At 53.0% G+C, this 14,248-nt stretch carries 9 protein-coding genes and 1 CRISPR repeat array; all 9 genes read left to right on the plus strand.

What is annotated here, in order from left to right:
* The first annotated feature begins 293 nt into the window (after nt 1–293).
* Genes csx2 through crn3 form a run of 9 tightly spaced genes read left to right on the plus strand, consistent with a single transcriptional unit; the run spans nt 294 to nt 9,900 of the window.
* A complete protein-coding gene (gene csx2 / locus QHG98_02975) occupies nt 294–1,994 on the plus strand; it encodes a TIGR02221 family CRISPR-associated protein (GenBank protein ID MDH7596692.1) in 1,701 nt (566 codons plus the stop codon).
* Nucleotides 1,991–3,178 (plus strand): type III-B CRISPR module RAMP protein Cmr1, encoded by a 1,188-nt coding sequence (gene cmr1 / locus QHG98_02980; GenBank protein ID MDH7596693.1) that lies wholly within the window; start codon nt 1,991–1,993, stop codon nt 3,176–3,178. The genes csx2 and cmr1 overlap by 4 nt, the downstream gene beginning before the upstream one ends.
* Nucleotides 3,178–5,088: a type III-B CRISPR-associated protein Cas10/Cmr2 gene (gene cas10, locus QHG98_02985; GenBank protein ID MDH7596694.1), complete on the plus strand. Its 1,911-nt coding sequence runs from the start codon at nt 3,178–3,180 to the stop codon at nt 5,086–5,088. Before cmr1 ends, cas10 begins: the two co-directional genes overlap by 1 nt.
* On the plus strand, nt 5,088–6,161 hold the full coding sequence (locus tag QHG98_02990) for a type III-B CRISPR module-associated protein Cmr3 (protein ID MDH7596695.1): 1,074 nt from the start codon (nt 5,088–5,090) through the stop codon (nt 6,159–6,161). The genes cas10 and QHG98_02990 overlap by 1 nt, the downstream gene beginning before the upstream one ends.
* Nucleotides 6,162–6,172: 11 nt before the next feature.
* Nucleotides 6,173–6,976, plus strand: coding sequence for a type III-B CRISPR module RAMP protein Cmr4 (cmr4, locus tag QHG98_02995; GenBank protein MDH7596696.1), 804 nt, complete (start codon nt 6,173–6,175; stop codon nt 6,974–6,976).
* On the plus strand, nt 6,973–7,374 hold the full coding sequence (gene cmr5, locus QHG98_03000; protein ID MDH7596697.1) for a type III-B CRISPR module-associated protein Cmr5: 402 nt from the start codon (nt 6,973–6,975) through the stop codon (nt 7,372–7,374). Before cmr4 ends, cmr5 begins: the two co-directional genes overlap by 4 nt.
* Before the next feature lie 2 nt (nt 7,375–7,376).
* Nucleotides 7,377–8,420 (plus strand): type III-B CRISPR module RAMP protein Cmr6, encoded by a 1,044-nt coding sequence (gene cmr6, locus QHG98_03005; GenBank protein MDH7596698.1) that lies wholly within the window; start codon nt 7,377–7,379, stop codon nt 8,418–8,420.
* Nucleotides 8,417–9,631, plus strand: a complete 1,215-nt coding sequence (locus tag QHG98_03010) for a DUF1887 family CARF protein (GenBank protein MDH7596699.1) — start codon at nt 8,417–8,419, stop codon at nt 9,629–9,631. Before cmr6 ends, QHG98_03010 begins: the two co-directional genes overlap by 4 nt.
* Entirely contained in the window at nt 9,631–9,900 is a 270-nt protein-coding gene (crn3, locus tag QHG98_03015) for a CRISPR-associated ring nuclease Crn3/Csx3 (GenBank protein ID MDH7596700.1), read from the plus strand. Before QHG98_03010 ends, crn3 begins: the two co-directional genes overlap by 1 nt.
* Before the next feature lie 10 nt (nt 9,901–9,910).
* Nucleotides 9,911–14,247: a CRISPR direct-repeat array (repeat unit 36 nt; unit sequence GTTTCAATCCTTGTTTTCCTGGAACTCGCTCTTCGA).
* Nucleotide 14,248 lies beyond the last annotated feature (1 nt).

Raw genomic sequence — 14,248 nt, forward strand, 5'->3', positions numbered from 1 at the left:
ATCCATCTGATAACTTGCCCGAAGAGGCACCAGTCATGCTATGCGCTCCTGGCGAGCGGATGAGTGTATTCAGCAACCTACTGCATGACCTCCAAGTTGCTGAACACATAAGAGCGAGAACATTTACAAAATCAACAGTTACAACATCCTTTAAACAGATGCTGGTGGCTGAAGGTTTCGGAATTTCAGGCTCAAAAATGTACATCATAATCGTCATATTTTCCGTTAAATGGGTACCATCGACCGACATTTTTAATAGTTTACTGTGCATTAACTGCCGGCTGAAGATTTGTATGGATCGATACATTATGGATAATCGCGTTCTTTTGACTGCCCTGGGGCTCAACCCAAAGGAGACGACGTACACACTGGGGAACAGAATCTGCAAGTCCCTCCTGTCCCCTGTGGCTCTGTACAATCTGCTTCCGGAAGATGAGCGGTTCGATAGAGTGCTGGCCCTCTGCACGGAGGAGGTTCTCGAAAAGACGTTTCCCCTGCTCAGGGAGGAGCTGCCTGTCGTGTGTGAGCCCACGCGTGTCCACAGCGGCGTCAGCGCTGGCGATCTTCAGGCGACCCTGCATAACATGCTGGAGAAGATACCGGAGAAGGCAGAGCTCATCCTGGATGTGACGCACGGCTTCAGGCACTACCCGTTTCTGTTCTTCACCGCATGCCTGTATCTGAAGGCTCTGAAGGATGTTAAGATCAAAAAGATCTGGTACGGAAGGTTGGATGCAAAGAACCCGGATGGCGCGGCCCCATTTATGGATCTGAGCATTCTCCTTGAGATGGTGGACTGGTTCCATGTCGTCCAGTCCTTCAGGGACATGAGCAATCCGAAGGCTCTGGCGAAAAAGCTTAGCGATTACGGGCAGGGGATGAAAAGGCCGGATGAGCGCATTCCTGATATGGCGAAGAAGAAGTACAATGCAGTCGCAAGCGCTGCAAGGGATTTTGCAGAGCTGTTCGGCATGGGTCTCCCTTTGGAGCTCGGCATGTCTTCAGCGGCTCTGCAGGGACGAATAGCGGAGTTCCGCAGGGAAGGCGATATTTCGGCTACAGGAATCCCGCTGGCAGATGATCTTCTGCTGGAGATAGGAAAAGCAGCAGAGCGCTTCAGGGTAGCGGATGGGGTGGAAAAGAGGGATCTGGTCCTCGATCTCGAGGAGATCCACAGGCAGGAAAAGCTCATCGACGCATACTTCGAGGCTGGCTACCACAATAACGCCATCGGGCTGATCAGAGAGCTGGTCATAAGCAGGCTGATGCTCAGTGATGGAAAGAAGAACTGGCTCGACAGATCACAGCGGAAGAGGATCGAGCGATGTATCGGAGCTCTTGTGGATTACAGCAAAAAGAAAGGCTCAGCTCTCACAGATGACAGGAAAAAGCTGGCAGGAATCTGGAGCTCCATTATCGATGCCAGAAATAAGCTGCACCACCACGGAATGACAAAGGCTGAAGTGAGCGGTAAGCAGATCGGGATTCCTGAGTGGTGGAAGGATCTGAAGCAGCGCCTCGATGACAATTCGTTCTGGGATTGCGGTTTCGGTGGTGGATCTGGCAGGCTTCTTATTTCAGCGCTTGGCCTTCACCCCGGCTTTCTGTACAATGCTCTGAGAGAAGAGAATCCAGAGGAGTGTCTGGTGATTGCATCACATGAAACTGTGAGCAGATGGGATGAACTTGCAAGAAGGGCTGGTTACAGTGGCGATTTCAAGATTGAGGAGATGAATGCGCATTCATTCGATGGGATCAAAAAGATCGTGGATGAATCAGAGGATCGTCTTGTAAGATTCGATGAGGTTGTGTGCAACCTGACGGGTGGCACAGCTGCCATGCAGTATGCGGTCATCCAGCTGGCAAGGAGGGCGGAGCACTTGGGAAGAAATGTCAGATGGATCGCGGTCATCGATAACCGTTCAGTTGATGAGCAGAAGCTGAACCCCTACGTCGAGGGGGTGGTGGTCTTTTTGGAGGATGCAGGGATATGATAGAGGCGAAGTTCCGTATCGTTACACCGCTCTTCATGGGCGGGGCAGATCAGAGTACGCCGGAGCTGCGCGTTCCGGGCATAAAGGGTGCCCTCAGGTTCTGGTGGCGCGCTCTCGCATGGAACTGGTGTAAAGGGGATCTCAGCAAGATTCGAGATCTGGAGGGCCGGATCTTCGGGAGCACAGAGCACGGGCAGTCCGGGGTGATCATGGATCTGTGTGGAGCGAATGCAAAATTCACAAACGAAAGCTTTTTTGAAAAACGCCAGGGCCTGATGTACCTGGGATACGGTCCCATAGAGAAGGGAAAGCTGACTCGAGATTATCTTAAACCGCCCGTTGATGCGATATTGAGGATCCGGATTCGGCCGAAAGATGGGAAAGCTCCGGAAGCTCCTGATGAATCCACAGATCAGCTCTCGAAGGCACTGATCGCGATGGGCTTATTTGGAGGCCTCGGATCGAGATCGAGGAGAGGATTCGGGTCGTTCAATCTGATCGAGCTGAATGTGGATGGCAAGAAGAAATTCAGCTGTCCCGAAGACAGGAGTGCGCTGGAGAGAGAGATAAAAGGGCTTTTTGAGGCTTTGAATCTCCACGAAGGACTGCCGGAGTACACTGCCTTCAGTTCAAAGACGAATGTCTGTATTTTTAACCATGAAGATAAAGACCCTCTGGAGCTCCTGGACAAAGTAGGCATAAGTATGCAGGAGTACCGGCTGGGCAGGAGAAAAAAACCAAGGGGAATATCGTCTGCGAGCAGATTCGAAAGGGACACAGCGCTCGCCAAGAAGATAGCTCTGGGGGAACAGGTAAACGGACATCCACGGCGCCTTTTCTTCGGTCTGCCTCACAACTATCACTTCAAGGATCTGGAAAAGAACCTCGAGATAAGAGGTACAAACCACGATCGCAGGGCGAGCCCGCTGCTGATCCACGTCCAGATGCTGAATGATGATGAATACACCGCAATTGCAGCTCTGATGCCTGCGAGGTTCCTGCCACCAGGGGAAAAAATTCTGATGAGAGCCACGGAAGAAAAGAAAAAGGATGGTGGTCGGAGGATGTCGGTGGACTCCAGCAGCTTCCCGGAATCTCGCGTCAATCTGGACACAGAAGAGGCTGAGGAGCTCATGGTGATCAAGGATTTCCTGAAACAGACGCCCTGGGTGAAGGTGATTTGATGAGCGCAGAAGAGAAGATGATAAACTTCACCATCGGTCCTGTCCAGGGTTTCATCGGGCAGGCGCGCCGTACGAGAGACCTCTGGAGCGGCTCGTTTCTCCTCTCGTACCTCTCCGGATGCGCCATGGCTGAGATACGGAGATGTGATGGCAGAATAAAGGTTCCAGATGTAGAGGGAGATCAGCTGCTCCGCTGGATCGAGAGTGATGGTGAGGGTGCACCACCCCGGATCGGCACACTTCCCAACAGGTTCGTGGCATCTGCGGAAGATCCTGCTGGCGCTGCCAGAAGCGCCGCGGAGGGTGTGAGGAGCAGGTGGAAGAAGATCGCAGACAGTGTGTGGAAGAAATATGTGGAGGGCGTCGCAGATCAGGGAAAGAACACGCGTGAGATCTGGGAGAGGCAGGTGAATAACTTCTGGGAGATCCACTGGACGATCGGCGCGATGGAGGGAATGGAGGCGCGCAAGAACTGGAGGATCTGCACAGACTGGTCAGACGGTCGACCGACCATTGAAGAGGGAGATCACTGCACTATCATGAGCGACTGGCAGGAGATCTCAGGCTATGTGAGATCCATTGAGAGGAAAAAGCAGGATGATTTCTGGAAAAAGATACGCCAGGAGACCAGCGGGATGGATCTCAGAAGCGATGAACGGCTCTGCGCGATCGCCCTGATCAAGAGGATGTTCCCATCGGTGGCAGAGGATGCCATAGGATGGGAGGTCTCCGCGGATCGCTGGCCCTCCACGCTCTACGTGGCAGCGATACCATGGCTCAGTGCTGTAATTGAATCAGCTGAGAGGGATTATGCGAACGACTACGCGAAAAAGGCGTTTAGCTATGCGGAGCACATACGGAGAGAGGGTGTTGCAGAGCAGATCTTCGGAAGGAAAGACCTGTTCCTGGAGATCGATGCGAACTTCTACCACACCACCTCCCTGAAGAACCCGAAGAGCACCCCACTCAAAATGACCCCGGAGGATGGGGATGAACCGGAGGATGTGAGGAGAAGGCGGGAAGAGCTTATTGAATGCCTTGAGGAGCTTTACAATAAAAAGGGGAAACCCTCTCCATTCTACGCCATGCTCCGCATGGACGGGGACAACATGGGGAGGCTGATCAGGGAGAGTGGAGAGGCTGTGAGCAGAGCTCTTGCATCCTTCGCAAAAGATGTTGAGCGTGTCGTGCAAGATAACCTTGGAGTCCTGGTGTACGCGGGTGGAGACGACGTCCTCGCGATGCTGCCTGTTGAAAGAGCGATGAGCTGCGCGTACAGGCTCTCTGTCAGTTTCGCGGAGTCGTTCGAAGCTCAGGGGATGGAGGCGACCATATCAGCGGGATTGGTCTTCGCCAGCCATCGCGTGCCGCTCCGCTCTGTTATGCGAGAGGCGCACTCCATCCTGGACGATATAGCGAAGGATGAGAACGGCAGGGGAAGCATGGCTGTCAGCGTCCTCAAGGGCAGCGGCAGGTACTGCAGATGGGTCAGCTCCTGGAAGGGTGCTGTATCTCCAGAGAACGAGGTCGTTCTGGAGCGGCTGGCGAAGAATCTCTCAGAGAAACCTGACGGCATAGAGGCGTCGAGCTCATTCTTCTACAAGTCGAGAGAGCTGCTGCTCATGCTCTCAGGCGAACATCGATGGAGCCCGGGAATGTTCTTCGATCTCTCTCGTCTCGAAGGACTGGATATCAAGGCGCTCCTGCAGGCAGAGTACCTCAACGCACTGGAGCACAGCTCTGAGATAACAGCGGATGTTCGCGAGAGCGCGAGTGAATACGTGAGGGGGCTTCTTTCTGTGAGCTGTAGGCACCGGGGCCCTGAGCATGAGGGGGCAACTGGCAAGGAGATCTGCGCGGATGGCATGCTGCTTGTGAAGTTCCTGTCACAGAAGGGGGTTCAGGAATGATGTATCTCAGAATCACCCCGGTGGATTCCTGGTTCTTCAGGGACGGAAGGCCGTTCCATCTGGGAGAGGCGACATCAGACGTTGGGGGGCTCTTTCCCCCAAGCGCGTTCACTGTGGTCGGAGCGATAAGGGCGCACCTCGCCCGGAGCATGGGCTGGCGTGAAGGGAAGTGGAGTGAAGAGATCTGCAGGGTGCTCGGGGATGGGTATGATCTGGCTGGTCTCAGGTTCAGGGGACCGCTGCTCTGCAGGGAGGGAGATCGCGGTCCCGAGATGCTGTATCCAGCGCCGCTGAACCTACTCGGGAAGAGGAACGACAGCGGGTACGAGATGAGGCTACTCCGTCCCGGGGAGGAGGTGGAGTGCGATCTTGGAAGGGTCAGGCTTCCCACAGCGGAGAAAATCGATGGCATGAAGCAGCTGTCAGGATACGTAAATGGAGATCAGCTGAAACAGGTATTGAGGGGAGAGGTTCCGGAGGGACGGGTGATCCCGAGGAAGGAGTTATGTGGGACGGAGTACGCTGTCGGTCTTGAGAGAGAAAGGGATACAAGAACAGCTAAGGAAGCGCATCTTTACTCGATAAACAGGATCAGGCTTGTGCGCGGAGTGCATCTGATCATGGGCATTGAGGGGATCGATGAGGGCCTCCTGGAAAAGCTGGACGGCGCGGTGATGCCCATCGGCGGAGAGGGGCGGATGGGGTGTGTCGAGATGCTCAGCCCAGGAAAAGGCGTCTCTGAGATCAGGCAGGAGATCGGGCCGATCGACGGACGGGTCAGATTCACGCTGGTGCATATCACCCCGGCGTTTCTGGGGAGGTGGCCCCGTCCGGGAGAGAGCATTCCCGGGGTTCCTGGGGAGGTTGTATCAGCCTGCGTGGGGCGAGCCCTTCGCATCGGTGGCTGGGATTCTGTTAACAGGAGACCTGTGGAGCTCAAGCCGTTCATTCCACCGGGATCCGTCTGGTTCTGCGAGGCTGAGGCGGATGAGCTGAACGATGTTATGAGCGTGAGCAGGATAGGAGAGTACACAGGATTTGGTTTTGGAGAGATTGCTCTAGGCATTTGGTGAGGTTGGAGATCATGAGAGGCATGATGCTCGGCATGCTTGCCGAAACCCACATACATTCAGGAGCAGGCAGGTCTGAGGGTTTTGTGGATCTGCCTGTGGCGAGAGAGGCTGTGACCAGCTATCCGGTAATAGCTGGATCCAGTCTGAAAGGCGCGCTGAGGGACGCTGCCAGAGAGAGAGGGATGGACGAATCGATTTTCGGCGACCAGGACAGGGCGGGAGATGTGCTGGTATCCGACGCCAGGCTTCTCCTCCTTCCGGTGAGGAGCCTCACCGGATCTTACAGGTGGGTCACCTGTCCACACATCCTGGAGAGGCTGAGCAGGGACATGAGGCTCTGCGGCATATCTGATGGATTTGAGGGAGCGAGCGTTGAAAGGGGTAAAGCCTGCTGCACCGACGATCTAAATCAGATCTTTCTGGAGGAGAGGGAGTTCCAGAGATCTAACGGGATAGATGGTGCGCTGATTGATGCTCTGAAGAAGATGGTGCCTCACAAGCAGACCGCATCCAGGCTCGAGAGGCAGCTTGTGATCATCAGCGATGATGATTTCGGGTGGTTTGCCAGCTATGGCCTGCCTGTGATCGCCAGAAACAAGCTGGATGACAACAAGAAGAGCAAGAACCTCTGGTACGAGGAGGCGCTAGCTCCAGACACCCTGATGTATGCGATGGTATTCGAGCGCAAGGATGGTGCGCTGGGCAAAGTGCAGTCTATGTTCGAGACGAAACCCTACCTCCAGCTCGGCGGGAACGAGACCGTGGGGATGGGGTGGTTTGCTGTGAAGATCCAGAAGCAGGGTGAGGGGAGATGAGTGAGAGGAGTCTGGAGCAGGAGCGTGCGAAACATGCGCTGGAGGCTGTGAACTCCATCAGGGGTAAAAGCTGGGCGGGCAAATTCCGAAGCTACGTGGAGCGCCTGCCTCCTGCCATAGTGATGAACGGCCTGGGCCAGGCGATGGCTGGCGAGCTTGCAGCTGCGGGCAGGGCGGAGGAGATGAGTGATGACAAAAAAGCCCATAACAAGCTCTACGAGCTGGTCGCGGGCTGGATTCGCACGAGGAGAATCTACTCAGCTGAGGAGAATCTGATGAAGGCGATTGTTGATGGCGATCAGAAGCAGTACGTTCTCGCCCAGGCTGAGGCGCTGGCGTACCTTGAATGGCTGAAGAAGTTCAGCCAGGCCTTCCTGGAGAAGGATAAGGAGGCGTGATCATGCCACTGCCTCTTTACAGAACCATTTCTGAGCCCAAGTGTGTGGAAGGAAACGCAGGGCTCTGGTACGACAAGTTCTGCGACATGTGGAACGATGATTTCAACAGCCTGGGGGATAACGGCAAGAAGGAGTGGATCAGGACTGTTGTGAGGAATGTGGGAGATGAGGCTCTCCTCAGGGAGATCAAGGAGCGTGTGATCTCCCTGATCTCAAATTCGGGCGGAAAGGCCATGCTCTTCAGGACCACCGCGCCGTTCGTCACAGGCCTCGGGAGGAGCCATCCTGTGGAGAACGGCTTCGCGTGGCACCACACGCTCGGCGTCCCATACCTTCCTGGCTCATCTGTTAAGGGAATTGTGAGGGCCTGGGCGCGGCTGTGGAGGAATCTGGACAACGGGGAGATCCGCAGGATCTTCGGACCGGATGGCGCAGGCAGTGTGGGATCCGTTATCTTCCTGGACGCCATGCCGGTCAGACCTGTGGAGCTGAAGGCGGAGATAATGACGCCTCACTACGGGCCGTACTACAGAGGTGATAAACCTCCAGAGGGCTGGCCTGCTGACTGGCACAGCCCTGTGCCGATACCGTTCCTCGCTGTCGCTGAGGGCCAGGAGTTCCTCTTTGGGGTGATTCCGAGAAAAGAAGCCACTCAGGACTGCGAGAAGGTGATCGGATGGCTCAAAGAGGCACTGCAGGAGATCGGCGCGGGCGCAAAGACCGCAGTCGGATACGGCAGGTTCGCCTGCATCGAAGCAGAGACCCCAGAGGAAGCGGCGCCAGAGCCCATGACACCGGGGCGCGAGTGGCTGGAGAAGCTCGCCGAAGAAATGGGAAAGAGCGTGGAGGAGATTTTCAAAACCGACCACAAGATGTTATTTGATAGCTGGAACAAAATCGAGAATGCGGAGCTGAAGCGTGCAGTCTTTCAAGAGATAAAAAGGACGTATCAAACTAAAGGATGGTGGGATAACCCACTCACGAATAATATGAAAAAGACACTGAGTAAGTACAAGGAGTACGAGACAAAGGAGATTGAGGGATGAAAGCGATGCTCTGTCTTATCAGTGAGCAGCACGTGCCGAACCTGCTGGGCGTTCACGAGCTGCGGCCGGATCTCCTCGTGCTGCTTGAGACCGAGGGGATGAAAAGGAGGGAGGCTGCAAACAGATTCCTGAAAGCCCTTGCGATCGGAGGTCAGGATTACATCACAAGAAATGAGATCGTGTCGCTGGAGGATGGTGACTCAATAGAGGAGACTGAGAGGGCGCTGAAAGGGGTCTATGAGAGATACAGAGATGCGGAGTGGATCGTGAACATCACAGGCGGCACGAAGCCGATGAGCATAGGGGCATACGGGTTTTTCAGGCAAAAGAAGAATGCCAGGATAATCTATGTCTCCGCGTCTGACCAGTCGAGGGCGCTGGACTTCTCGGGTGGAGCGGACATACCTCTGAGCCACAGGATATCTGTGGCTGAGTTCCTCGCAGGCTACGGCTTTGACGTTCTCAATTACAGCAAGATCAGGGAGAACGAGGGGCGGAGCGAGAGGTGGCTTGGTCTTGCAGCGGAGATCGCGGCGAGGAGCCAGAATGGCGCCATTCTCGGGCTTCTCGCGAATTTATCGAGGATATCGAACGAGCGGAGGGGCAGGGACAGGGGACTCAAGATCTCAGAATCAGATGGTCTATTTCTGAACGATGGTCATCTGCGTGAGATGATCGCTTCGAGCTTTGGTCTGGCATGTGATGGTGGGCATTTCACAGGCGCCCTGGATAAATACGCTGTCAGGTTCCTCACAGGCGGCTGGCTTGAGGTCTTCACATGGGGGTTGCTGAGGGGGCTTGATCGTGTCTGGGATGTGCATCTCGGTTTGCAGATTGGAATGAAGAACGAGAAGCTCCAGAACGATCTGGATGTTGTGTTCATGACAGATCAGTCCCTCAGGATCGTGGAGTGCAAGAGCGGCGGGCAGGAGCACGACAGGGAGGGGAGTGATACGCTGTACAAGATTGAGGCGATACGGAAGCAGCTCGGAGCACTTCGTGTTCGATCCTATCTTGTCACGACCTCTGATAACGTGATCGATTCCGAGACCGGTAATATCAAGGAGCATCTGGAGGACAGATCGAGGCTCTATGAGTGCAACATTGTGAAGCCTGAAGATGTTCGCAGTCTTGCGCAGATGTACCTCGCAGGTGACGTGCGGCTGAACGCGAGGGTTGCGCAGGTCTTCAACATACGGCAGGCGGTTTGATGGAGAGCGTTGTCTTCTACCACATCGGGGTCGAGTCGCCGATCGCGCCGGATGAACCGCTGCCGCCGCTGCCGCCCATCCCGCGGGGTGCGCTTGTCGTCGTGGAGGGGCGTGCGCCGATCTGGAGATACGGTCTCGCCCTTCATCGCCTCCACGGCTCTCCCGCGGGGGCGATCGCGGTTTTTGACCCCCGACTCGGCGCGGTCGTCGTCGCGTCGCACACACCTGCGTACAGGCCTGGGCAGGTGGTCGATGTGACGCCGCCTTAGCCGCGCGTTTGTTTCAATCCTTGTTTTCCTGGAACTCGCTCTTCGACATCGGACCCGTGTTTATTTCCACCAGAATAATATATGTTTCAATCCTTGTTTTCCTGGAACTCGCTCTTCGACGCTCTGACTGGTGTCAAGAAATTAGTTTTGATCGAGTTTCAATCCTTGTTTTCCTGGAACTCGCTCTTCGACCCGAATGCAATTTTATTTTCGACCGATGGAAGATGTTTCAATCCTTGTTTTCCTGGAACTCGCTCTTCGACACGAGGGCCGCTGCCAGTCGATATCAATGCCATTCGGGAGGTTTCAATCCTTGTTTTCCTGGAACTCGCTCTTCGACAATGCGCGGGGCGTGTTCCGGCAGCTGCCTGTCGAGGAAGACAGTTTCAATCCTTGTTTTCCTGGAACTCGCTCTTCGACAGAAGGTGAGCTGAATGGTGTATACTAAGACAACCTGTTTCAATCCTTGTTTTCCTGGAACTCGCTCTTCGACTGTGATGGAACGAACGGAACGCCTGACCTTCGAAAGTTTCAATCCTTGTTTTCCTGGAACTCGCTCTTCGACCTGCCGATCCCTTCCAAATGCAAATTGCCCCGACAGGGTTTCAATCCTTGTTTTCCTGGAACTCGCTCTTCGACGATGTTGGGGGAGTCTGGAGCGAATTCGTTAACACGAGTTTCAATCCTTGTTTTCCTGGAACTCGCTCTTCGACTATACACCATTTGGTTTTCACCTCACAACTTCATTAGTTTCAATCCTTGTTTTCCTGGAACTCGCTCTTCGACCATTTCAACCCCACTGCCAAAAGGGCTGAGATCAGCGAGTTTCAATCCTTGTTTTCCTGGAACTCGCTCTTCGACACTATTCGAGAAGTGCGAATCTAAATTCGCTATCTGGTTTCAATCCTTGTTTTCCTGGAACTCGCTCTTCGACGATGACGCCGGATCTGCAACTCAGGGTACATCCTGAGAGTTTCAATCCTTGTTTTCCTGGAACTCGCTCTTCGACAGTCGGCGGCTCGTTACGAAACACCACCGGATAGTAAGTTTCAATCCTTGTTTTCCTGGAACTCGCTCTTCGACTGATGTGCTGCCCGTTGAAAAAATCGCCAGCGAAAAGTTTCAATCCTTGTTTTCCTGGAACTCGCTCTTCGACCCGGATGATTGCAAAGTATCATATCGGCGTGCATAGTTTCAATCCTTGTTTTCCTGGAACTCGCTCTTCGACTCGATCTCGTCCTTTTCCATCGCGCCCACTAAATATTGTTTCAATCCTTGTTTTCCTGGAACTCGCTCTTCGACGCGGTCGCTGTTGCTGCATGGTATGCGAGGATGTAGTTTCAATCCTTGTTTTCCTGGAACTCGCTCTTCGACTATGGTGAGGCGTATCCGGCGTGCAAAAATGCAGGAAGTTTCAATCCTTGTTTTCCTGGAACTCGCTCTTCGACATCGCTGCTGTTTTTGCAGCACTTTCTCCAAACATCGGTTTCAATCCTTGTTTTCCTGGAACTCGCTCTTCGACGACGACCTGCTCATCGACTCTCTCTGCAATTTTCTTGTTTCAATCCTTGTTTTCCTGGAACTCGCTCTTCGACCGCAGTCGATCCGACATTATAAAAATTCTTACAGATAGTTTCAATCCTTGTTTTCCTGGAACTCGCTCTTCGACGCGATCCAGATCAGGAAGAAATTGAGATTGAGAAATCGTTTCAATCCTTGTTTTCCTGGAACTCGCTCTTCGACAATGGCTCACCAGGCAAGGATTTTTACAGCTTTATGTGTTTCAATCCTTGTTTTCCTGGAACTCGCTCTTCGACTTTCAGTGAACTCCAAACTCCACTCCAATCAATTTTTGAGTTTCAATCCTTGTTTTCCTGGAACTCGCTCTTCGACCAAGGCATGACACATTGACATCAACTGGTTTTCAGTAGTTTCAATCCTTGTTTTCCTGGAACTCGCTCTTCGACTGTTTGAGCCTCATCAACCGATTTTTAATCCGGTTTTGTTTCAATCCTTGTTTTCCTGGAACTCGCTCTTCGACTTTGTCCGTTTCGACATTTTCATATTTCCCTGTGCCGTTTCAATCCTTGTTTTCCTGGAACTCGCTCTTCGACAGTGACATCACTATTGGTAGACCACTCGGTCACTAGAGTTTCAATCCTTGTTTTCCTGGAACTCGCTCTTCGACACAATGGCAGGGATGATTGTCGCGTATTACCTCGGATCGTTTCAATCCTTGTTTTCCTGGAACTCGCTCTTCGACCTGGTGCTCACTGGTCAGTTGCAATTTTCTGATTCAGGTTTCAATCCTTGTTTTCCTGGAACTCGCTCTTCGACATGAGCTATTCACCCGAGGACTTCGGCCCATCGCGATGTTTCAATCCTTGTTTTCCTGGAACTCGCTCTTCGACTCGTCATACCGGATTGTTCCACCACATTCGTCGCACGTTTCAATCCTTGTTTTCCTGGAACTCGCTCTTCGACATGATTCAAGAGCGCTGAAGATCAGCGATCTCAGCGTTTCAATCCTTGTTTTCCTGGAACTCGCTCTTCGACGGGGTTCCCATTGTGGATCCCAGATCAGGATGTCTTGTTTCAATCCTTGTTTTCCTGGAACTCGCTCTTCGACCGTCGTGGCCGAGATTCAAAGGCGCGACGGGCGCCGGAGAGTTTCAATCCTTGTTTTCCTGGAACTCGCTCTTCGACTTTGAATGCCCTGACAAGGAAGTTGACTCCTCAAAAGGGTTTCAATCCTTGTTTTCCTGGAACTCGCTCTTCGACAACGCGTTTTTTCCTCCGCGGGATCTTTCAGTTCAACGTTTCAATCCTTGTTTTCCTGGAACTCGCTCTTCGACTCTACAAATACCTGGACAGTTACGTCGGACAGACGTGTGTTTCAATCCTTGTTTTCCTGGAACTCGCTCTTCGACTCTGAGCACCGCCAGTTCACCATTCGTCAGCGGTTCAGTTTCAATCCTTGTTTTCCTGGAACTCGCTCTTCGACATGAAGACTTAGATTATGATCTCTTTATCGAAAGCTGTTTCAATCCTTGTTTTCCTGGAACTCGCTCTTCGACTCGGCCTCTTCGAGCTGTCTTTCCGCTTCTTCAACCGAGTTTCAATCCTTGTTTTCCTGGAACTCGCTCTTCGACAATATTGATGATTGCACGGCGTGACTGCGGAACATCATGTTTCAATCCTTGTTTTCCTGGAACTCGCTCTTCGACTCGGAGGGCTTCCGGCGCGTGGCGAAACGACTAACGAGTTTCAATCCTTGTTTTCCTGGAACTCGCTCTTCGACATATATCGTGGGTTCTTCTGCTATCGGATATCCAACCGGTTTCAATCCTTGTTTTCCTGGAACTCGCTCTTCGACGCGCCGGACCGTGGGAAACTTGGTTGGATTTCGGAGTTTCAATCCTTGTTTTCCTGGAACTCGCTCTTCGACCTTCGAACAATTGCTCTTCACCCTCTGTCTCATTGTTATGTTTCAATCCTTGTTTTCCTGGAACTCGCTCTTCGACTTCTCTGCAATATCTGGGTCTTTGAGCATATATATGTTTCAATCCTTGTTTTCCTGGAACTCGCTCTTCGACTCTGCAGATCTCTGATGCTCCGTAATTGTATCTGACGGTTTCAATCCTTGTTTTCCTGGAACTCGCTCTTCGACTCGTCGTGGCGGAAATCCAAAAGCGCGACGGGCGCCGGAGAGTTTCAATCCTTGTTTTCCTGGAACTCGCTCTTCGACAACCCAGGACTTATCCCATTCAATTTTAACTTTCGTCATAGTTTCAATCCTTGTTTTCCTGGAACTCGCTCTTCGACCTCTCTAGCAACGCCGTACCGCGGGTCGGGGCCTAGTTTCAATCCTTGTTTTCCTGGAACTCGCTCTTCGACGCCCCATGCTGTGTTTACTGTGCCACCCGTAGAAGGAGACGTTTCAATCCTTGTTTTCCTGGAACTCGCTCTTCGACTGTGAGATCCACATCAACGAGGCCTTCGTTGAGAGTTTCAATCCTTGTTTTCCTGGAACTCGCTCTTCGACAGCTGAAGGAGCCGGAGGACTATCTTGCGTCTGTGAGTTTCAATCCTTGTTTTCCTGGAACTCGCTCTTCGACTTTTCCCTGATGTTTTCGACCGCAAGCTCGATTACACACGCAGTTTCAATCCTTGTTTTCCTGGAACTCGCTCTTCGACTGTGAGCAATGCAACCGCTCCGGCCCGTTCAAGATAGATCAGTTTCAATCCTTGTTTTCCTGGAACTCGCTCTTCGACTCCTCCAGAACCTCCGCCAGTTCCACATCCCGACGGGTTTCAATCCTTGTTTTCCTGGAACTCGCTCTTCGAC

The organism is Methanothrix sp. (genome assembly GCA_029907715.1).
In the GTDB taxonomy this organism is placed as follows: domain Archaea; phylum Halobacteriota; class Methanosarcinia; order Methanotrichales; family Methanotrichaceae; genus Methanothrix_B.

Coding starts and splice junctions, on each gene's coding strand:
- csx2 (MDH7596692.1), top strand. CDS start 294: ATGGATCGATACATTATGGATAATCGCGTTCTTTTGACTGCCCTGGGG.
- cmr1 (MDH7596693.1), top strand. CDS start 1,991: ATGATAGAGGCGAAGTTCCGTATCGTTACACCGCTCTTCATGGGCGGG.
- cas10 (MDH7596694.1), top strand. CDS start 3,178: ATGAGCGCAGAAGAGAAGATGATAAACTTCACCATCGGTCCTGTCCAG.
- QHG98_02990 (MDH7596695.1), top strand. CDS start 5,088: ATGTATCTCAGAATCACCCCGGTGGATTCCTGGTTCTTCAGGGACGGA.
- cmr4 (MDH7596696.1), top strand. CDS start 6,173: ATGAGAGGCATGATGCTCGGCATGCTTGCCGAAACCCACATACATTCA.
- cmr5 (MDH7596697.1), top strand. CDS start 6,973: ATGAGTGAGAGGAGTCTGGAGCAGGAGCGTGCGAAACATGCGCTGGAG.
- cmr6 (MDH7596698.1), top strand. CDS start 7,377: ATGCCACTGCCTCTTTACAGAACCATTTCTGAGCCCAAGTGTGTGGAA.
- QHG98_03010 (MDH7596699.1), top strand. CDS start 8,417: ATGAAAGCGATGCTCTGTCTTATCAGTGAGCAGCACGTGCCGAACCTG.
- crn3 (MDH7596700.1), top strand. CDS start 9,631: ATGGAGAGCGTTGTCTTCTACCACATCGGGGTCGAGTCGCCGATCGCG.